This window comes from Nocardia sp. NPDC051900 (assembly GCF_044452545.1).
GTDB lineage: Bacteria > Actinomycetota > Actinomycetes > Mycobacteriales > Mycobacteriaceae > Nocardia > Nocardia sichangensis.
The window spans coordinates 46419-65673 of record NZ_JBITBU010000015.1 but is presented as its reverse complement, the minus strand read 5'-3'; the positions used below and the strand labels follow the sequence as shown (position 1 = coordinate 65673).

The 19255-nt window shown below is 68.1% G+C and carries 25 protein-coding genes; 14 read left to right on the top strand and 11 right to left on the bottom strand.

Translation table 11 applies throughout. From position 1 onward, the window contains the following. Positions 1-7: 7 nt before the first annotated feature. Together ACIA5H_RS24830 and ACIA5H_RS24825 are read right to left on the bottom strand one after the other, a co-directional pair. Complete coding sequence (locus ACIA5H_RS24830; protein WP_379252734.1) at positions 8-439, bottom strand: nitroreductase/quinone reductase family protein; 432 nt, start codon at positions 437-439, stop codon at positions 8-10. A 95-nt stretch (positions 440-534) separates the two neighbouring features. Then, positions 535-942, bottom strand: a complete 408-nt coding sequence (locus tag ACIA5H_RS24825) for a TIGR03668 family PPOX class F420-dependent oxidoreductase (RefSeq protein WP_355076705.1) — start codon at positions 940-942, stop codon at positions 535-537. Between the two features lie 175 nt (positions 943-1117). Between ACIA5H_RS24825 and ACIA5H_RS24820 the strand changes: the two genes are divergently transcribed. The 9 genes from ACIA5H_RS24820 to ACIA5H_RS24780 all read left to right on the top strand — a co-directional run bounded on the left by ACIA5H_RS24820 (position 1118) and on the right by ACIA5H_RS24780 (position 9021). Continuing rightward, positions 1118-1534: a hypothetical protein gene (locus ACIA5H_RS24820; protein ID WP_355076474.1), complete on the top strand. Its 417-nt coding sequence runs from the start codon at positions 1118-1120 to the stop codon at positions 1532-1534. A gap of 483 nt (positions 1535-2017) precedes the next feature. Continuing rightward, positions 2018-3400 (top strand): sensor histidine kinase, encoded by a 1383-nt coding sequence (locus ACIA5H_RS24815; protein WP_397077545.1) that lies wholly within the window; start codon positions 2018-2020, stop codon positions 3398-3400. Further along, positions 3397-3813, top strand: coding sequence for a roadblock/LC7 domain-containing protein (locus ACIA5H_RS24810; RefSeq protein WP_379252732.1), 417 nt, complete (start codon positions 3397-3399; stop codon positions 3811-3813). Before ACIA5H_RS24815 ends, ACIA5H_RS24810 begins: the two co-directional genes overlap by 4 nt. Next, positions 3810-4175 carry a DUF742 domain-containing protein gene (locus tag ACIA5H_RS24805; protein WP_355076479.1) on the top strand — a complete coding sequence of 122 codons (366 nt, stop codon included), beginning with the start codon at positions 3810-3812 and terminating at the stop codon, positions 4173-4175. Before ACIA5H_RS24810 ends, ACIA5H_RS24805 begins: the two co-directional genes overlap by 4 nt. Continuing rightward, positions 4156-4800: a GTP-binding protein gene (locus ACIA5H_RS24800; protein WP_397077542.1), complete on the top strand. Its 645-nt coding sequence runs from the start codon at positions 4156-4158 to the stop codon at positions 4798-4800. Before ACIA5H_RS24805 ends, ACIA5H_RS24800 begins: the two co-directional genes overlap by 20 nt. A 61-nt stretch (positions 4801-4861) precedes the next feature. Then, positions 4862-6073 (top strand): cytochrome P450, encoded by a 1212-nt coding sequence (locus tag ACIA5H_RS24795; protein WP_397077541.1) that lies wholly within the window; start codon positions 4862-4864, stop codon positions 6071-6073. Next, positions 6070-7305, top strand: coding sequence for a cytochrome P450 (locus tag ACIA5H_RS24790; protein WP_397077539.1), 1236 nt, complete (start codon positions 6070-6072; stop codon positions 7303-7305). The genes ACIA5H_RS24795 and ACIA5H_RS24790 overlap by 4 nt, the downstream gene beginning before the upstream one ends. 27 nt (positions 7306-7332) lie before the next feature. Further along, positions 7333-8175 carry a helix-turn-helix transcriptional regulator gene (locus ACIA5H_RS24785; RefSeq protein WP_397077537.1) on the top strand — a complete coding sequence of 281 codons (843 nt, stop codon included), beginning with the start codon at positions 7333-7335 and terminating at the stop codon, positions 8173-8175. 75 nt (positions 8176-8250) lie between these two features. Continuing rightward, positions 8251-9021 carry a glucose 1-dehydrogenase gene (locus tag ACIA5H_RS24780; protein WP_397077535.1) on the top strand — a complete coding sequence of 257 codons (771 nt, stop codon included), beginning with the start codon at positions 8251-8253 and terminating at the stop codon, positions 9019-9021. A 173-nt stretch (positions 9022-9194) separates the two neighbouring features. Here ACIA5H_RS24780 and ACIA5H_RS24775 read toward each other — a convergent pair whose 3' ends face one another. The 6 genes from ACIA5H_RS24775 to ACIA5H_RS24750 all read right to left on the bottom strand — a co-directional run bounded on the left by ACIA5H_RS24775 (position 9195) and on the right by ACIA5H_RS24750 (position 12486). After that, a complete protein-coding gene (locus tag ACIA5H_RS24775) occupies positions 9195-10277 on the bottom strand; it encodes a hypothetical protein (protein WP_397077533.1) in 1083 nt (360 codons plus the stop codon). 24 nt (positions 10278-10301) lie between these two features. Beyond that, positions 10302-10781, bottom strand: a complete 480-nt coding sequence (locus ACIA5H_RS24770) for a hypothetical protein (protein ID WP_397077531.1) — start codon at positions 10779-10781, stop codon at positions 10302-10304. A gap of 213 nt (positions 10782-10994) precedes the next feature. Beyond that, positions 10995-11141, bottom strand: a complete 147-nt coding sequence (locus ACIA5H_RS24765) for a hypothetical protein (RefSeq protein WP_397077529.1) — start codon at positions 11139-11141, stop codon at positions 10995-10997. Between the two features lie 223 nt (positions 11142-11364). Next, on the bottom strand, positions 11365-11679 hold the full coding sequence (locus tag ACIA5H_RS24760; protein WP_397077527.1) for a hypothetical protein: 315 nt from the start codon (positions 11677-11679) through the stop codon (positions 11365-11367). Next, positions 11676-12005 (bottom strand): hypothetical protein, encoded by a 330-nt coding sequence (locus ACIA5H_RS24755; RefSeq protein ID WP_397077525.1) that lies wholly within the window; start codon positions 12003-12005, stop codon positions 11676-11678. Before ACIA5H_RS24755 ends, ACIA5H_RS24760 begins: the two co-directional genes overlap by 4 nt. Further along, positions 11998-12486 carry a DNA-directed RNA polymerase subunit beta gene (locus ACIA5H_RS24750; RefSeq protein WP_397077523.1) on the bottom strand — a complete coding sequence of 163 codons (489 nt, stop codon included), beginning with the start codon at positions 12484-12486 and terminating at the stop codon, positions 11998-12000. Before ACIA5H_RS24750 ends, ACIA5H_RS24755 begins: the two co-directional genes overlap by 8 nt. A 236-nt stretch (positions 12487-12722) precedes the next feature. On the opposite strand from ACIA5H_RS24750, the gene ACIA5H_RS24745 reads away from it, so the two are divergent. Continuing rightward, entirely contained in the window at positions 12723-13916 is a 1194-nt protein-coding gene (locus ACIA5H_RS24745; protein WP_355076501.1) for a helix-turn-helix transcriptional regulator, read from the top strand. A gap of 113 nt (positions 13917-14029) precedes the next feature. Beyond that, positions 14030-14155 carry a hypothetical protein gene (locus ACIA5H_RS24740; protein WP_397077520.1) on the top strand — a complete coding sequence of 42 codons (126 nt, stop codon included), beginning with the start codon at positions 14030-14032 and terminating at the stop codon, positions 14153-14155. 117 nt (positions 14156-14272) lie between these two features. Here the strand turns inward: ACIA5H_RS24740 and ACIA5H_RS24735 are convergent, their stop codons facing one another. Further along, positions 14273-15247 (bottom strand): helix-turn-helix transcriptional regulator, encoded by a 975-nt coding sequence (locus ACIA5H_RS24735; RefSeq protein ID WP_397077517.1) that lies wholly within the window; start codon positions 15245-15247, stop codon positions 14273-14275. 176 nt (positions 15248-15423) lie between these two features. Here ACIA5H_RS24735 and ACIA5H_RS24730 point away from each other — a divergent pair, with 176 nt between their 5' ends. Beyond that, entirely contained in the window at positions 15424-15777 is a 354-nt protein-coding gene (locus ACIA5H_RS24730; RefSeq protein ID WP_397077748.1) for a RidA family protein, read from the top strand. Positions 15778-15834: 57 nt separating this feature from the next. Here the strand turns inward: ACIA5H_RS24730 and ACIA5H_RS24725 are convergent, their stop codons facing one another. After that, a complete protein-coding gene (locus ACIA5H_RS24725; RefSeq protein WP_397077515.1) occupies positions 15835-16830 on the bottom strand; it encodes an NAD-dependent epimerase/dehydratase family protein in 996 nt (331 codons plus the stop codon). A gap of 233 nt (positions 16831-17063) precedes the next feature. Between ACIA5H_RS24725 and ACIA5H_RS24720 the strand changes: the two genes are divergently transcribed. Together ACIA5H_RS24720 and ACIA5H_RS24715 are read left to right on the top strand one after the other, a co-directional pair. Next, positions 17064-17660 carry a helix-turn-helix domain-containing protein gene (locus tag ACIA5H_RS24720; protein ID WP_364435583.1) on the top strand — a complete coding sequence of 199 codons (597 nt, stop codon included), beginning with the start codon at positions 17064-17066 and terminating at the stop codon, positions 17658-17660. Positions 17661-17722: 62 nt separating this feature from the next. Beyond that, positions 17723-18121, top strand: coding sequence for an NUDIX domain-containing protein (locus ACIA5H_RS24715; protein ID WP_379252722.1), 399 nt, complete (start codon positions 17723-17725; stop codon positions 18119-18121). Positions 18122-18178: 57 nt separating this feature from the next. Here ACIA5H_RS24715 and ACIA5H_RS24710 read toward each other — a convergent pair whose 3' ends face one another. Then, on the bottom strand, positions 18179-19054 hold the full coding sequence (locus ACIA5H_RS24710) for a hypothetical protein (protein ID WP_397077511.1): 876 nt from the start codon (positions 19052-19054) through the stop codon (positions 18179-18181). Positions 19055-19255 lie beyond the last annotated feature (201 nt).

Sequence of the window (19255 nt, the reverse complement as noted above, 5' to 3'; positions counted from 1 at the left end):
GCCGCTCTCAACTCTTCGGCGTCAACAAGACGAGCGGAATCTCGCGCGTGGTCTTCGTCTGATAGCCGGCGTAGACCGACTGCGCGGAGGTGACCCGGGGCCACAACGCCGCCCGCTCCTCGCTGGTGGCCACCCGAGCCGTCATCGGCACCTTCGGCCCGTTGCGCACCGACACGACGACGTCCGGGTTGTCGCGCAGGTTCAGGAACCACGCCGGGTGGACGGGGTCGCCGCCCCGCGAAGCGACCACGACGTAGGTGTCACCGTCGACGATCGGCGCCGTGAGCATCACCGCGTGCGGCCGGCCCGATTTGCGGCCGGTGGTGGTGAGCTCGAGCGACGGCATGCCGGAGAAGTCGTTGCCCAGTTTCCCGAAGCTGATCTTCAGTAGGACGCGATGCGCCGTATTCATGGCCTTCAGCGCGAAATTCGAGGGCATACGATCCTCACGATCGGCTCGACGGGTGGTTCGGCTCGACGACCCCCGCAACGGGAGATCACGAATCGGACTGTACCCGAATCGGCGCGGCTCGCTCAGCGGGCGGACCACCCCGACCACCGCGCCACATCGATGGCTATGACCGGGCCCGGTGGCGGCTGCTGTTCGTACTGGGAGTAACGCGCGGTCAAGTGACCGATCGCCGCCTGCGCCTCGGCGCCGTCCGCGATGCGGGCCGCACCGTCGGCGCGAGCCCACCACAGCTGGGTCCAGTCGTCGCCGTAGCGGTCGACGAGCACGGCGACCGCGGGGTTGGCCGCGATATTGTCCAGGCGGCGCAGCGCCGTGGTCGTCTTCGGTTTCGCGTCGACGCTGGTGTAGACGACCTCCCCCGCCACCGCGAAGACTATGGGCACCAAATGCGGGCGCAGTTGCGGCGAAACCGTTGCCAACCGTGCGACCGGACTGGTCGCGAATCGTTTGCGCGCCTCCTCGGAACTCAGCCGCACACCCGCCTCCTCGAGCTCGCCGTCCCCGGAAATCGGGGATCGAGTATGTTCCGCCCCCTATGCAACCGGACATTTGCCGTGAAATCACGGCGATCGACTACTACCACGCTACGGTCGAGTCAATGTGTGACCCGTCAAGAGGCTATGTCGTCAGAAGGTGGAGGCGGTTGTGGAAATCGATATCACTGCCCGGCTGAACCTAGCGTTCGAGATGTGGGAGCGTGCGCACGGGCGCCCGCTCGCCGACGATACGGTCGAGACATGGGTGACCGCAGCCGGGTACGACCTGGAACCAGGTCACCTGACGAAAGTTCGACGCGGCCAGGTCGCCACGCTCCCGGAGCAGACCCGCGCCGGGCTGGCCCACGTGTTCGGGCTCGACCCCAACTATTTCGTGTTCGATCCCGGTCCCGACCGGGCCTGCGACGCCGAAGTGATCGCACACCTGGACAATTCGGCCCTGCGCCGCCTCGGACAGGCCGTGAACGGCGTATCGCTGCGCACCCTGCTGTACCTGGAGTCCGTCGCCGAAGTGCTCCGCCAGGCCGACGGACTGCCCCCGTGCGAGCAAACCGCACAACTCTGATCGAACGACAGCGGCTCGGCGACGGCCCCCGGGAAGCCCGGCGGGCCGGCCACACCGCCCCGGCGCCACCGCCACTCGCGGACGCGATCGCATGACGCGTCGATAATCCAAGCTTGCAATATCGCATCGGTAATACGGCCGCACATAGGACGCCCCGGCATACCGATAGTGAATTCTAGGCAAACGTTAATTTCCCCATTTCGCACCGAGCGCGTCGCCGTGTAGCGCTTTTCGGCGCGTCGTCAGCGTAATCCGAGCATCGACACGGCAGCGGAATATCCGCCCGCGCCGCTTTCCCGTGAAATACGCCCGAGTGGCGCCGCACCGCCCACCCCGCTATGCTCGGGCCGCGATATTTCGAAACTGCTTGTCGGTCTGCATATTTGGGGTGCCGAGGCACGCAGAAGGGGGCAGCTGTGCCGTTTCCCGGCGGCAAGCGCGAGTGCGGAAGTACGGAACTTGTCAGAGTTGTTGAATCCGGCGGTGAGTGAGCCCGGCGAAGACGCCGTCCGGCATCCGAAACCGCCGTACACGACATTGTGGGCCTGCGTTGTCGCGACCGCTGCCGTCGTCACGGCGGCGGTGTACTACGCGCCCGCCGAATTCCGGATCCCACTCGCGGCAGGCGCCACCGCCGCCGCCGTCGCCCTGTGCGCCGCCACCACGGCGGCCGTCCACTTCCGTCGCCAGGCCCGGCACGCCCGGCGGGACGCAGGCCGGGCCAGGGACGACCGAGCGCTCGTCGCCAGCGGCGCGGAGGCCGAGGTCACCGCCGCGAGCGCGGCGGTCGCCGAATACGAAGCGCGCGCGAAGAGCAGTGACAGTCGTCGCGCCGCGGCCATGGCGGCCTTCGCGGGCGCGGCGGGCCGCATGCAGGCGATGACCACCAGCATGCTCGCGGAGCTGCGCGAGATGGAGCACCGCCACGGCGACCCCACCGTGCTCGCCGATCTGCTGCAGCTCGATCACCGCACCGCCCAGGCGGGCAGGCTCGCCGACAGCATCGCCGTGCTCAGCGGCGCGCGATCCGGCCGCCGCTGGGCCAAACCCATTGCGATGGAATCGATTCTGCGTGGCGCGATGGGACGTGTGGCGGGCTATCAGCGAGTCCGGTTGCGCGCGATCGCCGACATCGCGGTCTCCGGTCACGCCGCGGAAGGCGTCATGCACGCGCTCGCGGAACTGCTCGACAACGCCTGCAACTTCTCCCCGCCCACCACCGAGGTGCACGTCTACGCCGCCGAGGTTCCGGCGGGCGTGATCATCACCATCGAGGACAGCGGATTGGTCATGAGCGAGTCGGCGTTGCGCCGGGCCGAGGCGGCGGTCTCGGCAGGCACGCCGGATGCCCGCGGGGCCGGAGCCGACCTGTCCTCGCTGACCGGGACCAGGCTCGGCCTCGCCGTGGTGGGCAATCTGGCGCGCAAGCACGGGCTCACCGTCTCCTATCGGCCTTCCGCCATCGGCGGCACCGCCGTGGTCGTGGTGATCCCGCGAGACCTCACCACCCGCGCGGAACGGCCGCAGCCGTCCACCACCACGGGCACGCTGCCCGTCGCGCGGGAGCGGTCTCGCGCGGCCGCGCCGCTCGACCACGAATCCGCCGATCGGGAGGCCGTGCGTCCGTCGCCCGCGCTGGACGCTCCCGCCGTCGCGCCCCGAGCGCTGCCCAAGCGGCGTCGCGGCAGCACGCTGGCCGCTGTCCATCCCGAGGGCATCGGCGCACCGGAGGCCGCCGCACCGAATCCTCCTCCGGCACGACCGGACTCGCTGGGCGCGTTCCAGCGCGCGGTGTCCGGGCCCACGACCGGCAGCGCCACCACCACTCCACCTGCCCCTTCCGTCTCCATGGAGAACGAACGATGACGACCTCCGAGACCGCCCAGCTGAGCTGGCTCTTGGAACAGCTGCTCACCCGCACACCGCGCACCAGGCACGCTCTGCTGCTGTCCAGCGACGGGTTGAAGATCTGCCACACGCCCGAACTCACCGTGGACGGGGCCGACCAGCTCGCCGCCATCTCGGCGGGCATTCAGAGCCTCTCGCACGGCGCGTCGGTGGAATTCGGCGACGGCCGGGCCGGGGTGCGCCAGTCGATGACGGAGTTCTACGGCGGCATCCTGTTCATCGTCGAAGCCGGGCTCGGCGCGCACATCGCGGTCGTCGCCGCAGACGACGCGGACGCCGGGCTGGTCGGCCACAATATGCGGGAGCTGGTGGAACAGCTCGGCGAACACTTGGCGGCCACGCCGCGCTTCCCGGGAGCGGGCGTGTCGTGAGCAGACCAGGCCGCGACGACGACCCCGATCGGCTCTACACGCTGACCGGCGGGCGCAGCAAACCGGACTCCGACACCTTCGATCTGGTCACCCTGGTGGTCAGCGAGTGCGCGCCGACGCCGGGCATGCAGTCCGAGCACGTGGCGATCCTCGACCTGTGCCGAGCTCCGACCGCCGTCGTCGAAATCGCGGCCGAGCTGCGGATTCCGGTCGGCATCGCGACCATCCTGCTGTCGGACCTGCTGCACGCGGGCAAGATCACCGTGCGTCCTCCGCAGGCCGGTCCGTCCGACTCGCCATGGCACTGCCTGCCCGACACCACGACGCTCGAGAAGGTGCTCGTTGGACTCCGCAAGCTCTGATCCGCGTCCCGCCCGCGCGGACGCGCCCCTGCACCGTGCGACCACGCGGGGACTGAAGGTCGTCATCGTCGGCGGTTTCGGCGTCGGCAAGACGACGATGGTCCGCGCGGTCAGCGAGATCCGGCCGCTCGATACCGAGGCGATCATGACCGACGAGGGGCTGGAGATCGACGATCCCAGTGGCGCGCCGGGCAAATCGACGACGACCGTCGCCTTCGACTTCGGGCGCATCACCATCGACGACGAGCACGTGCTGTACCTGTTCGGCGCACCGGGACAACAGCGGTTCCGGTTCCTCTGGGATCGGCTGTTCACCGGCGCGCTCGGCGCGATCGTGCTCGTCGACCCGCACCGGATCGCGGATTCCTGGTACGCGGTCGACCGGCTGGAACACCAGAAGACGCCGTTCGTCGTCGCCTGCAACGACTTCGGCGAAGGCCACCGCCCCGACGAGGTCCGCGACGCGCTCGACCTGGATCGGCACGTGCCGGTGATCGACTGCGACGCCCGCTCCCGCGAGTCCGGCAAGGGCGTCCTCATCACCCTCGTCGAGCACCTCTATTCCCGCGCGCCGTCCCCGGCGGCCCGGCGTCCCTTGTCCCCGACTCCGGAGGCCGCGTCATGACCACGCCCGCGCCGAGTTCCACCGACAGCTGCCCCGTCCGCACCGCACCGCACCGGTCACGTTGAGCGGCCCCCGTTTCCATACCGACCCGCATCAGCTCTATCACGAGATGCGCCGGGAGCACGGACCGGTGGTCGCCGTGGAACTGCCCGGCGGCGTCCCCGCGTGGCTGGTCATCGGCTACCGCGAATTGCATCAGGTGACCAACGATCCCGAGTTGTTCCCCCGCGATGTCGGGCGGTGGAACCAGTGGCCGAACATCCCGCCGGACTGGCCCTTGCTGCCGATGGTCGGGCAGCCGATGCCGTCGATCTATTTCACCGCGGGCGCGGAGCACCGCAGGCACGTGGCGATGGTGGAACCGGCGTTGGAGACGGTCGACACCTTCGAATTGCGCCGCACCTGCGAGGACCTGGCCGACCGCCTGATCGACGCGTTCTGCGGCAGGGGCGAAGCTGAGCTGGTCGCCGATTTCGCCGAACCCCTGCCGGTGCTGGCCCTTGCGCGGATCCTCGGCTTCCCCGACGCGGACGGACCGCGGCTGGCGTGGACGATGAAGACGCTCGCCGACGGCGGGGCCGACGCCCAGGCCGCGCATCAGCAGTTCGCCGAGCACATGGGGCGGTTGCTCGCGACCAAGAAAGTCGCGCGAGGCGCCGATTTGGTGTCCTGGATGCTGGCGCATCCCGGTCCGTTCTCCGACGAGGAATACGTCTTGGACCTGATGGCGATCACCGCCGCCGGATACCTGCCCACGGCCGACTGGATCGGGAACTCGGTGCGGCTGATGCTCACCGACGACCGGTTCGCCGCGGCGCTCGGCGGCGGGCGACACAGTGTGGGCCAGGCGATGAACGAAGTGCTGTGGGAGGACACCCCGACCCAGATCCTCGCCGGACGGTGGGCAGCCCGCGACACGCGGCTCGGCGACAAGGTCATCCGCGCCGGTGACATGCTGCTGCTCGGCCTGGCCGCAGCCAACGCCGATCCCCATGTGCGCCAGCATGTTTCCGACGGCGCCGAGCCGGCGCACTCGGGCAACAGCGCGCACTTCGCGTTCAGCTACGGCGAATACCGCTGCCCGTTTCCCGCGCAGGAGATCGCCGAGGTCGTCGCGCGCACCGGCATCGAGGTGCTGCTCGACCGGCTGCCCGATCTCGATCTCGCGGTGCCCGCCCAAAACCTGGTCCGGCGACCGTCGGCCTTTCTGCGCGGCATGACATCCCTGCCCGTCCGCTTCACACCCGTTCGCGCCGTCGGAGGTACCCCGTGAGCAGAGAATGCCCACACGCAGCAGCCCTTGTCATCGATCCGATGGTCGGCGACCTGGGCGGAGAGACCAGCAGGCTGCGCGCCGCGGGTCCGCTCACCCGGATCGAGTTGCTCGGCGTGCCCGCTTGGACCGTCACCCAGCACGCACTGGCCAGGCAGCTGCTCGTCGACACCAGGCTGGTCAAGGACATCAACGCCTGGTCGCTGTGGCAGTCCGGCGCGGTGACCAGGCAGTGGCCGCTGATCGGCATGGTCGACGCGGGCCGTTCCATGTTCACCGTCGACGGTCCCGAGCACCGCAGGCTGCGGATCAAGACCACCCAGGCGCTGACCAAGCGCAGGCTCGACGCGCTGCGTCCCGCGGTCGAGCGGATGACCGCCGAACTGCTCGACGACCTGGCCGAGGCCGGACGCGACGGCGCGGCGGTCGACCTCAAGACGGTGTTCGCCTACCCGCTGCCGATGCGGGTCATCAGTGAGCTGATGGGCGTGGACCGCGCCGACCATCCGATGCTGCTCGACTGGTACAAAGCGTTCTTCTCGCTGCTGACGCCGCAGGACGAGCGGCTGCGGGTGATCGACGAGTTGGACCTGTATTTCACCGAGTTGGTGCGCAAGAAGACCGCCGACCCGACCGACGACCTGACCAGCGCCTTCATCGTCGGCGGCGACGACGCCGAGCCGTTGACCGAAGAGGAAGTGGTCGGCAACCTGAAGGCGCTGGTGGCCGCCGGGCACGAAACCACGATCGGCCTCATCCTCAACACCGTGCGCGCCCTGCTGGCGCGGCCGGAGCAGTTGAGCGCCGTCCACGCCGGCGACCGCACCTGGGACGCCGCGGTGGAGGAGACCCTGCGCTGGGACAGCCCGGTAACCCATCTGCTGATGCGTTTCGCCACCGAGGACATCGCCGTCGGCGACACCGTCATCGAGAAGGGCGAGGGTGTGGTCATGTCCTACCGTGCGATCGGCCGGGACTTCGCCGTGCACGGCGACGACGCCGACGACTTCGACGTCTCCCGCCCGACGGCCAACCGGCACTTGGCTTTCGGCTACGGCCCGCACATCTGCCCAGGCGCCGCGCTCGCCCGCATGGAAGCGGGCATCGCGCTGCCCGCCCTGTTCGCCCGCTTCCCCGGCCTGCGCTTCGCCGTGCCGGTCGAACAAATCCGCAACCTGCCGGTGCTCACCCAGAACGACCTCGAAGCGTTCCCGGTGTATCTGGGGAACTGATTCGGCGCACGGGTTGTTACCGTGCCCATGGCCAGTGATTCCCCGGCGCCGCACCGGCGCGCGCAGCTGCGCGACTTCCTCCGCACCCGCAGAGCCAGGCTCACGCCGCGCGACGTCGGTCTGCCGACCGTGGGCAAGCGGCGGACGCCCGGCCTGCGGCGGGAGGAGGTCGCGATGCTCGCCGGGGTCGGCGTCTCCTGGTACACGTGGCTGGAGCAGGGACGCGACATCACGGTGTCGGCGGAGGTGCTGGACGCCGTCGGCGCGGCGCTGCGCCTGTCCGGCCCGGAGCGACGGCATCTGTATCTGCTCGCCGGTCTCAATCCGCCGCCGCCGGGCCCGGCGCGTGACGCCGAGGTCACCCCGCAGTTGCGCCGACTGCTCGACGCTTGGGGAGCGCGGCCCGCCGTGCTGCGGGACCGCTACTGGAATCTCCTCGCGGTCAACGACACCGCGCGCACCGTCTTCGGATTCACCGCCGCCGACCACAACTGCCTGGTCTCCTTCTTCCGCAACCCCCGGTATCGCGGCATGCACGTGGCTTGGACCGCGATCGCGCCCGCCGTCGTGGCCGCTTTCCGCGCCGACGCCGCCTACGCTCCCGACGATCCGGAATTCGGCCGGGTGGTCGGCGAACTCAGCGCCGCGAGCCCAGAATTCGCCCGGTTGTGGGCCCGCCACGACGTGGACGCCGCCGTCCAGGCCGTGAAGGCGGTGCGCCATCCCGACGCCGGCGACCTGGTGTTCGACACGACCACCCTCGCGGTGGCCGACCACCCCGGCTGGTTCCTGGTGCTCTACAACCCGCAGCCGGAGAGCGCGGAGCGGGTGGAGGATCTGATGCGCGTCGCGCTCACCGCCCCGGGGTGACCGCAGCCTGGTGGCGCCACACCTAGGTGGACTGGACACTGTTCGCCCGCCAGGACATTCGGCACGCTGATTCCCATGACGCACAACATCTCCCGATTCGGCGGCAAGATCGCACTCGTCACCGGCGGCTCGAGCGGCATGGGGCTGGCCACCGCACGACGGCTGCTCGCCGAAGGCGCACAGGTGGTCATCACCGGCCGGGACAAGGCCAGACTGGACGCGGCGGTCGACGCACTGCGCGGCGGCGACCGGGTGCTCGCGGTCCAGGCCGACGCGGCGCGCTCGGCCGATCTCGACGCGCTCACCGCCGCCGTCCGCGACCGGCACGGCCGATTGGACGTCGTGTTCGCCAACGCGGGCGTCGCGTCCTTCCGGCCGAACGCCGAGATCAGCGAAGACGAGTTCGCGCGCGTCGTGGACATCAACTTCAAGGGCGTGTTCTTCACCGTCCAGAAGGCGCTGCCGCTGCTTTCGGTGCACGCGGCGATCGTCATCAACGCGTCGTGGACCCTGCACCGCGGCCTGCCTGGCGCGTCGCTGTACGCGGCCACCAAGGCGGCCGTGCACAACCTGGCCCGCAGCCTCGCGGCGGAGCTGGGCCCCCGAGGGATCCGGGTGAACTCGGTGAGCCCCGGCTATATCGAGACTCCGATGTTCCACGACAACGTCAGCCCCGACGCGCACACCGCCGTGCTCGCCGAAGTGGCGAGCCGCCGACTCGGCACCGCCGAGGACGTGGCCGACGCCGTGGCATTCCTCGCGTCCGCCGAGGCGTCCTACGTCAACGGGCAGGACCTGATCATCGACGGCGGTTTGGTCGCGGCCGTTTCCCGGGAACTGATCTGACCGGACCGCACCCCGTCACGGGCGGGAACCCGCTCGCGTCGTAGTGATTCGATGATGGCTTTCCGATGAGCCGCCAGAGCAGGCCGAGTTCTGCCGGGGTGCGTGGGTCGGCGTGGCGGTGGTCAGGCGTACCCCGCCAGGTTCGGCGCACGTCGGGCATCGGTCTGCCCACGTTATCGGTCACGAGTTATTCCGCGTGCGCGGTCTTGTCCGTGTCCGGTGCCGCCACGCGCCACGCCCGGCGCGTGACCGGGCGGCTGCCGCACCGCCGCTTGTGGGTGCTGCGCCTGTCCCAACCACAGAAGTCGTTCGACCTCCGACAGACGGCCTTTCTCGTCCAGCTCCTTGAACGCGGCGTTCCTCGCCTCGTCCAGCGCCTTGAACGCCGCTTCGCGTTCCTTCTCGGCTGCTGCCGCGCGTGCCTCGGCCGCTTCGCGCTCCACCGTGGCGGCGTCGGTCGCTTCGCGGGCCGCTTGTTCTGCGGTGTCGGCGGTTTCGCGTTCCTGGTACTGGCTGGGTACCGGGAATTCCTGCGCCACCCGTTCGGCGGCTTCTCGTTCGATGCGTGCCCGCTCGGTTTCCGGCGTCTGGCGTGCCTGCCGGGATCGCTCGGCCTCTACACGGGCTTGCCGGTCGTGTTCCACCTGATGCGGGGCATCCGCCCGGCCACGCGCGGCAGCTTCGCGGAATTGCTGGATCTTCCGGAATTTTTCGGCTCGTTCTTGCGCCCGCACGATCTGGCGAATCTTCGCCAGCCGTTCCCGCGCCCGATCGGCCCGTTGCAGCTCGTACGGCCGGATCAGTTCCAATTGTTGAGATACCAGCGACTGCCCGAGCTGCATCGCGCGAAGTGCATCCGACCTCGAAACTACTTCGTGCTGAAACCTGCCCGGGAACTCCTGGGCTATTTCGCACATGTATTCGAGGACGGAGCGTGGCACCTTTTCCCCAGAAACAGTCTCCCATCGGCTTTGGGTAAGTATTCCTGCCTGAAGTGCCGTGCGTTCAGTCTTCAGTTGCCTGAGCGTTTCTCGCTCGTTGACGCGTCCTGATTTCCGTTCGACACCGTTTGCGCCCCTGCCCTGAGTGCGTGCGGAATCTAGTACGCGGACACTCTTTCCGATTCTGATTGCGAATTGACGGACCCAGCCGAGTTCGCGAGTCTCGCCCCGGATCTGCGCTCGCCCCAGTTCGAAGTACAGGCCCTTTTCATAGTTGGTCAATCGCCGCCGGATGGCATCGTACTCATCGGGCACTGTCGCCCCCCACTTACAGTCGAATCAGGCAGGTCTACCGGCCATTCGAATACTGTATTCAACCCCTTTGGGGCCGAAATTCTCCATGAACAACTCTTCCGCCAGTGATATCAGCTCACAGCCGAGACCACTGTCAGAAAAGTGCACAGCGGGTCCGAAATCGGAATACAAAGGAGCACCGGAGTCCGGGCTATTCGTCCATGTCATCCCAGCATGCCGCCGCACGCAAGCTTCACCCAAAAATCGAATGAATCCATCTGCGACTTCCCGGTTCTCCGGCGAAAAAAATCTTGCGCGGTCGTGGAAGCGACTCTGTGTGGCTTCCAAGATTTGCAACGTCAACGGCGGTTTCCACCACGAATCCGTGTATGCGGCGACTCCGGGAACTGTGTCGGACAAGAATTTCCGAATGGCCGATTCCATGCGTTCCGGCGCAACCCAGTCCAAGTACGCCTCCGTTGCGGCGTCGAATTCGATATCAAAACCCATTTGGTCGTCGTCCACTGGCGAAGCCTTCCCCTCATGCGAGCTGTCTCGTATCGCGGTTTCGAGCACTACAGTGTCACGTCGGTACGTGTCGCCGGGCAAGCGGTGTGCGGAGGCGGGGTGTCGCCATCATCGCTCGCCATACAGCCGCTCACAGGGCATCCGGGGCAGCCGGTCGGTTGCGCCGCTGGCGACGGCTGCGGCGTCGGTGCAACGGCGGACACTCTGGTCTTACAGGAACACCAGGGCCGCAGTCAGGCACGCCACGTAGTGCAGCTGGTGGCCGCGCATTCGCACGATCAGGTGCACGTCGGGTTCGTCCGGCAAAGGTGAGGTCATGCCGTGCATGGAGTGGTGCGGTTCGTCTGCGGGTTGCATGGGAGCCTTCCGTGAAGGGATCACCCTGGTTTGAATGCTGCTGTAGCGCAATAAATTCGGCGTGTCGGGGGAAGGCTGGCGGGCGGGGTCGGTTGGGCACACCGATGCGGAGTCCCGTCCGCGCAGCCTTCCCCCTTCTGGGTGCCCCGGCACGTGGCGCGCTTCCCCTGTGGTGCAAAGGGGCCAGGGGGACGCGCCTTTCGTGCGGGGCGGTCTGGGTGGTTCAGGTGTTGTTGAGGTGCTGGCCGATGATGGCGGGGATCAACAGGTCCAGAAAGGTGATGTCGTCGGCGGCGGGAATGTTGTCGATGATCGGATCGAGTACCGGTGCGGCATACAGGCGTCCGGTGTGCGGTGCGGCGGCAGCGCGGGCGCTGCTGATCAGTTCATAGACCACCATCGCCATCACACGGACACGGGTCGTGTCGCTCATCCCGTCGGGCACCGCGTCTGTGGTGGCGGCTACCAGAGTGCCGATCACGTCGATAAGAACGTCGAGTTCGGCGTCGGCGCGCTCGGCGTCCTGGTCCCCGGTCACCGACCGGCCTGCGGCGGCTGGGTTGGCGGCGGCGCAGGCTGGGCGGCGGGGTCGGGATAGCGGGTGGGATCGAACACCACGCGGATACCGATCCACGGGCATTTCTGCCCACCGAGCGCGATGTCCATCGGGGAATCGTGGTCGGCCATGCCACCGCGAACCACCGTCACCATCTGCCCGAAGCAGTTCATCGACGGGCATTCGACCGACAGCATTTCGCCGGTCTGGTGGTGGAAGGTGAACAGGCCGCATTGTTCGACGGTGATCCACGGCCCACACACCGGACCGCACCCGTGCGGCACAACAACGTGGGGTTGTTCAGGCATACGCCATCACCCGCCCTCGCTGGCGCACACGCTCGGCGACGCAGCCCCGGATCGCCTCGACCACCGCCCGTCCCGAGGGCCGGTAGGAATCATGGGGCGGATGCACCCACGCCCGAAACAAGCCGGGCCGCTGTCCCGGACCGGGCAACGCGATCTCCCCCGCACGAAGGATCGACACACCCAACCGCGACATCTCCGCGAACAACCGAATGTCCTCCGGCAGATCAGGGCCGGTGAGGAACGTCCAACGCTGCGAACGCGGATGCGTCAGTACCGGCCCGGATTGCTGGCCCGTGCGGTGCATCCACGCTTTGACTTCCGAGCCGATGAACGCGGGCATCATCACCCCGCACACCCGGCCCGCGCGTAGCGTGATGCGCCCCAAGTGCGGTGGGTTGACTTCTGCTGGCAGGTCACACACGTGGCGGTAGAAGTGACATACCGACAACGGTGTGTCCTCAGGCTGTTGCTGTGAGTTCACAAGCGTCTCCCCTCGCTCGAACGATTGGCTTGCACCCGACGCCGAGGCCGACCGCGGGCTATTCGTAATCAGGCAACCAGCAGGGCCGGGATGAAGACCTGGCAGCACCCGGCGTCGGGGCCTATTCAGCGTCAGCGCTCGGCTCGATGGCCACAATGGCAGTAGTGAGCAGCGGCGTTGCAAACTACTAATTCGGAAATCTCTCGAAATCAATTGAGCCCACGTACCGTTGGCATATGGGCGCACAACTAGGGGACCGCCTGCGCAGTATTCGTAAACGGCGTGGGCTCACTCAGGCGGAGCTTGCAGAACGTTCCGGTGTATCGGTTCAGCTGGTCAGGCTTCTGGAGCAGGGTGGTCAGGAATCGACGAGAACTGAGACGGCGCGTCGGCTGGCGAGTGCACTGCGAGTCGAAACATCTGCGTTGATCGTCAAGCCGGATGCGGCCGATCCAGACGTGACAGATGTCGAGTTGTGGGCCGAGGTCCGTCAGGCGCTGGCTGGTATCTACCCGGCTGATGAGTTCAGCGAGCCGCCGACCGTCGCCGGTGTCAGTGCGACATTCGCTGAGGTCAAGCCGCTATTCCGTGGTGGTCGGTTCACAGAACTCGCTCCTCGGCTCGTACCGATGTTGCGCGACGCGGATTACCTGGTTTCTGCTGCGGATTCGGGTACCACCGATGCACGCAGACTACGATCACGGATTCGCCAGATGGTGGCATGGCAAATGTGCCTGACCTGGCAGTTCGACGCCGCAGACCACGCCATCGCCTTGGCACTCGATGATGCCCCCGACCTTCGTGCTGCTGCGCCGTTGGCAGATGCGGATTGCTGGCGCTGGATTCGCAAAGGCGATCTGGCCAAGGCGCGCGAGGTTGCAACTAAGTGGGCGGACGATCTCGAACCGCGCCGGATCTCGAAGGCATCACGGGAAGACCTCGCCGGTTGGGGACTGATGTTGCAACGTGTCTCCACAGCGGCGATACGTGACAACCGGCCTGGCGAGGCAGAAGACGCGCTCGCGTTCGCCCGCGTAGCCGGGATGGCGATCCGTCACGGTGAACACGACTCCAAAGACGGCCTGCTGCACGCATTCGGCCCGGTCACCGTGCAGATGTTGGCGGCAGAGAACGCGATGGTCGTCGACAAACCGCAAGTGGCGCTGGCGATCGGTGCGCAACTGGCGGGGACGAAGTACCCTCTGCCATGGCCGTGGCAGCGTCATCGGCTCGACATTGCAGCAGCACACGCAGCTATGCGGCAGTACCCGGAAGCGCTCGCCGTGCTTCAGCAGATCCGGCGGGAGCTGCCGGAATGGCTTGTGAAACAACGGTTTGCGCGTGACATCCTCGCAGGAATGATCGAGAAGCGCAGGACGCTGACCGCAGAGGTCCGCGAACTGGCGGACTTCGTGCAGGTCCCATACTGAAGCGTTGGTGAGTCCCGGGTACATCGCGAGACCCCGATGTTCCACGACAACGTCAGCCCCGACGCGCCGCCGCCGTGCTCGCCGAAGTGGCGAGCGGCGGTTGGGCATCGCCGATGACCAAGGAAGAGGACGCCGACGACTTCGACGTCTCCCGCCCGACGGCCAACCGGCACTTGGCTTTCGGCTACGGCCCGCACATCTGTCCCGGCGCGCCCAGCTGTGCGACCGCGCACCCGTAGGGGCAAGATCACGCCGAAGGACGTCGGTCTGCCGACAGTGGGCCTGCGGCGGTCGCCCGGCCTGCGGCGAGCGGAGGTCGCGATACTCACCGGGGTGACGTCAGCAGGCGACGACTCTCAGGATGACTCCCCGTAGTAGGTGGCGATCGCGGCGGCGCGGTAGCGAAGGGAAGTGCGTAACGACTGCGGGGCCAGTGCTTCCGCGTCTGTGGTGAGCTGCCACAGCGCCCATTCGGCGTGTCGCGAGTCTTGGAAGATCAGCTCCAGCCGCAGCCAGCCGTCGGTGTCGGTTTCCTCGGTGCGGACGGCCAGTGCGGTGCTCACGAGTTCCTCTCGCCGGGCTGGGTTCACCCGTACCAGCACGGCGATTCGGTCGCCGCCGGTCCGGAACCGCGTGCTGCGTTCCTGCCACGCCCGGTCCAGATCGACCCGGCCCGGTCGCTGTGCCGGTTCGGAGAGTTCCTTCGCAGCCAGCACCCGCGACAGCCGGTAGGTGCGGTCCGCGCCAGATCTCGTGGCCAGCAGGTAACCCTGGTCGCGAACGATGACCAGGCCGATCGGATCCACCGTGCGCCACTTCGGGGTCTGGTCCACAGCCGCGTAGTGGATGCGCAGCTTGTGTCCGGCGAACACCGCGCGCCGGATCTCCGCCGATATGGTGTCGGGCACTTCCTCAGCGATCAGCCGACGCGACAGCAGATCGGTCTGCGGGTCGACGAGCAATCGCTCGGCCACGTCAGCCGCGGTGTCCCGGTAGCTTTCGGGTAGCGCGTCGATCACCTTGAGCATCGCCGAAGCAAGCGCCGAGCCGAGGCCGAATGCCTGCGCGCCGCGACGTGATCCGGCGATCAGCAGGGCAAGCGCCTCGTCGTGGTTCAGCCCGGTGAGCTCGGTCCGAAATCCGGGTAACAACGCGTAACCGCCGTGCCGGCCGCGTTCGGCGTAGACCGGGACACCGGCCGCGGACAGCGCCTCGATGTCGCGCAACACGGTGCGGGTGGACACCTCCAGCTCGTCGGCCAGCTCGGTCGCAGTCAGCCGACCGCGCTGGCGCAGCAGTAGCACCAGCGAGACCAACCGGTCGGCGCGCATACGAAAACTCTAACGAATACACGACACAGGATGTCGTGATTCGCTGGGAGGCTCAGCACCACGGCGTCACGGACGGCGGCCACCGGGCCGACAGGACGTACGTACTTCGAAATCGAATGGGAGCTGATGTGGTAGTTGAACGAACGGCAGTCAACCCGGTGACGTGGTCGGTGGAGATGGGATTCAACCAGGGCGAGCTCGTCTGCGGCCACACCCGGACCCTGTACTGCTCCGGGCAGACCGCGATGAGCGGCGACGGCAGGCCTCAGCATGACGGTGACATGGCGGGGCAGTTGGCGCTGAGCCTGGACAACCTGGAGGCCGTGCTGGGCGAGGCCGACATGTCTCTCGCGAACCTCGTCCGGCTCAACGTCTACACCACCGACGTCGATCTGCTTTTCCAGCACTACGGTGTGCTGGCGTCGAGATTGGGGGCTTCCGGGGTGGCACCGACTACCACGATGCTCGGGGTCACACGGCTGGCGATCCCGGGCCAGTTGGTCGAGCTCGAGGGAACCGCGGTCGCGTGATGCCGCCTCCGGCGAGCACTCGAGCTCCGGGAACTGGTCCGACCGGCCCGTGCCGCATCAGGTGCGGGAATCGGTTTCGCGGCGCACGGATTCGATGATGGCGTCCCGGATGGGCCGCCAGCGCAGGTCGAGATCGGCCAGCGTGCGGGAGTCGTCGGTCGGCGTGGCGGTGGTCAGCAACCACGCCGCCTCGTAGCTGAGGCCCGCGCTGATCGGGAGGAATCGGGCGGCGGCGTCGGTGAGCCGTCCGATTCCCAGCAGGGCGGCCTTCGGCACCGGTATCCGGCGGATCCGTTGCCCGGCAGCGCCTTCCAAAATATCGACGATCTCGTCGAAGGCCACCAGGTGACCGCCGCACAGATAGCGCCTCGGTCCGAGACCGGGGCGCATGACGGCGGCGTGCACGGCGGCCACGTCCCGGACGTCGATCATCTGCATCCCGCCCCGGATTCGCGGAGCGACGCGGGCTCGCAGGATGGCGCCCCAACCGTCGGAGGTGATCCCGGCCTGCGCCCCGAGACCGGGGCCGACGACGCTGGACGGATAGGTGATCACCACCGGGGCGCCGGTGGCCTGCAATGCCCGCGCGATCCGATCGGCGGCCGACTTGGTACGGCCGTAGGCGCTGCGACCCGGCGCGGTGGGGCTATCCGGCGTGATGACCGGATCGGGGCTGGGAAACAGTGCGCTGTAGCTGGCCACGTGCACGATCGGGTCCAGCCCGAGCGCCGTCGCTCGGGCGAGCACCATCGCAGTGGCGTCCGCGTTGACCTCCCACATCAGCTGCTCGCGCCGGTTGTCGGTGCCGACCACGCCCGCCGCGTGCAGAACGGCGTCGCATCCGACGAGCAACTTCTCCACGGTCTGCGGGTCCCTGATGTCACCGGGCAGCACCGACAGCATGTCCGGCGTGGTGTTGTCGAACATGCCGACCACCGCGGCGAGGGACTCGCTCGGATGGACCAGCAGAACGACCTGATGCCCGTCCCGCAATAGTGCGGAAACGGTGTGCGCGCCGAGATAGCCGGTGCCGCCGGTGACCGCTATTCGCATACCGGCTACCCCTCGTCACTTCCGGTCGGCGTCCACGCGCTCGCCGCTCGCGCCGCCGTACCGGCTTCAGCCGGTATGCCTTTCGGTCCGCCCATCTCATTCCTTCGTCACCACGGGTTCCGCCGTCCGGTCCACCGCCGCCGCGCCCACGGCACACGCGACAATGGCCGCACATCGGAAGCATCGGTACAAATTCGATGCCAGTGGCATCGTAATGGAGGTCAGGAAGCGGCATGGGCGAAACGGCGCAGGACCCGCAGTCGGCGACCCGGAGCGCGGGCCGGCCCCGGGACGAGTCGGTCGAGCAGCGCGTGCTGGCGACCGTGCGGGAGATGCTGGTCGAGGTGGGTTGGGACGAGTTGAGCGTGCGGGCGGTGGCGGCACGCGCGGGGGTCGGCCGGGCGTCCATCGGTCGCCGCTGGCAATCGAAGGCCGAACTGGTGCTGCACGCCGTCCTCGGTGAGACGCCGGATCTGGGCCCGTTCGAGGGAACCGATCGGAAGGGATGGATCGAGTGGGTGCTGCGCGGCAGCCGGGAACTGTTCGCGCGGGACGATGTTCGCGCGGCCGTGCCCGGCCTGCTGACCGCGCTCGATCGCGATCGGCAATTGCGCGACCGGCTGTGGGCCGGATTCAGCACCCCCGCGGCCGCGCTGTTCGCCGCGGGCGACACCGAATCGCGTGCGCGATCCGAACTGGATGCCAGGGCCGTCATCGCGCTGGCGGCCGGTGCGGCGCTGTTCCTGGAGTTCGTCGCCGACGGCGACGACACCGCGCTGATCCACCGGCGCATCGGCGAGCTCCTGCACCGCGCCGTGCTCGAGCACTGAGCGGCCCGAACCGCCGCAAATCCGGTTGACGTCGCGTTCGGTCCGCTCAGTACAGTGGGCCGGTGATTCGCACCGCCGCTCTGGCCCATGTCCGGGATCGCCGCCTGCTACAGGCGCGCTCGGTGGGCAAGGACGTCTTCTACATGGCCGGCGGCAAGATCGACCCGGGCGAGACGCCCGAGGCGGCATTGCACCGCGAGGTGCGCGAAGAACTCGGCGTCGGCGTCGTCGCCTACGACGAACTCGGCGTGTTCCGGGCCGAGGCGTACGGGCACTCCCCTGGCACCCAGCTGCACATGACCTGTTTCACCGCGGAACTCGACGGGGAGCCGCGACCCACCAGCGAGATCGCCGAACTGCGCTACTTCACCGTGCGCGAGTACGCCGCCATGGACCACGTCGCCCCCGGCTCGATGCTGGTCTTCCGCAGGCTGCACGAACTCGGCGCGGTCGACTGGTAACTCACCGAGAAGGCCTGACACACAGAGCTTTTCGGGAAGAGCGAGCTGCCTGCCGCATCACGCGCCGTTCTGCTGCGGACCGCGCAGAAAACGACCGACGGCGGTCTCGTCCAGAGCGAGCGCCTTGACGACCGCCGCCGCGCCCACGATCACCATCGACAGGACGAAAAGCCAACTGACCGTGGTGAAGGCCAGGCCGAGCGGACCGAAGTGCGCTTCGGCGTTCGCCGTGGCCCGCGGCAGCACCACCCGCCCCACCGCGTGCATCGCGGTCAGACCGGCGGCAGTGAGCACTCCGGACACCCACAACGGCCGCCCGGTCAGCGCTCCCTTCGTGAGCAGGAAAGGCGCGACCGTCCAGACGCAAGCCCAGACGACCAGCTCACCCGCCAGGGCGAGCGGTCCACCCGCGTACCGGATTCGCGTGAGCTCCCTGGTCTGCCCCACCAGCGCCACCGCGATCGCGACGGCGAGCAGCGCGGCGAGCCAGCGCCACGCATCGCGGGGGCCAAGGGTCGGCACCTTCCATACCGCCGCGTAGACGCGAGCGAGCGCGCGCGCGAACGAGGTCCCGCCGAGCACGACCATGAGCAGTCCGACCACGCCGAAGGCCGCCAGCGTCGGATCGTCCGAACTCGCGCCGGTTTCGGCGCCCAGCGAGCCGGAATCGAACCCGAACTGGTCGTTGATCGTCTCCGCCGCCGCATGCCACCCGCTGAAGACGGACGCGGCGATGATCACCGGCAGCACCGAGGTGAAGATCTGCGCGGCGAGCACCATCGACCGATCGACGATCTGGACCTCCGCCAAGCCATCGATCACCCGGCGCACGGTGCGGCCCTGGGGCGTTCCGCGCAGCCATCCGGTCGCTGCCCGGCTCCGTGCCAGCGAGACTTCCCGGGCCAATGCCACGGACAACTTCACCGACCGCACCGCGATTCACTTCCTCTGCTCATCCGGCCGCGAAGGGCCGATTCGCGCGACTGGTCCGGTCCGTCTCGACGTCCGGCCCCTCCCGAACCGGTCGTCGCCCGGCCGGGAGAACTCCCGCATTTCGCCGAATCGACGCTACGCCGCGCTCATGGCGACTCGCGCACATTCCGGCAACAATTGCGCCGCTCGTGACCGGGAAAT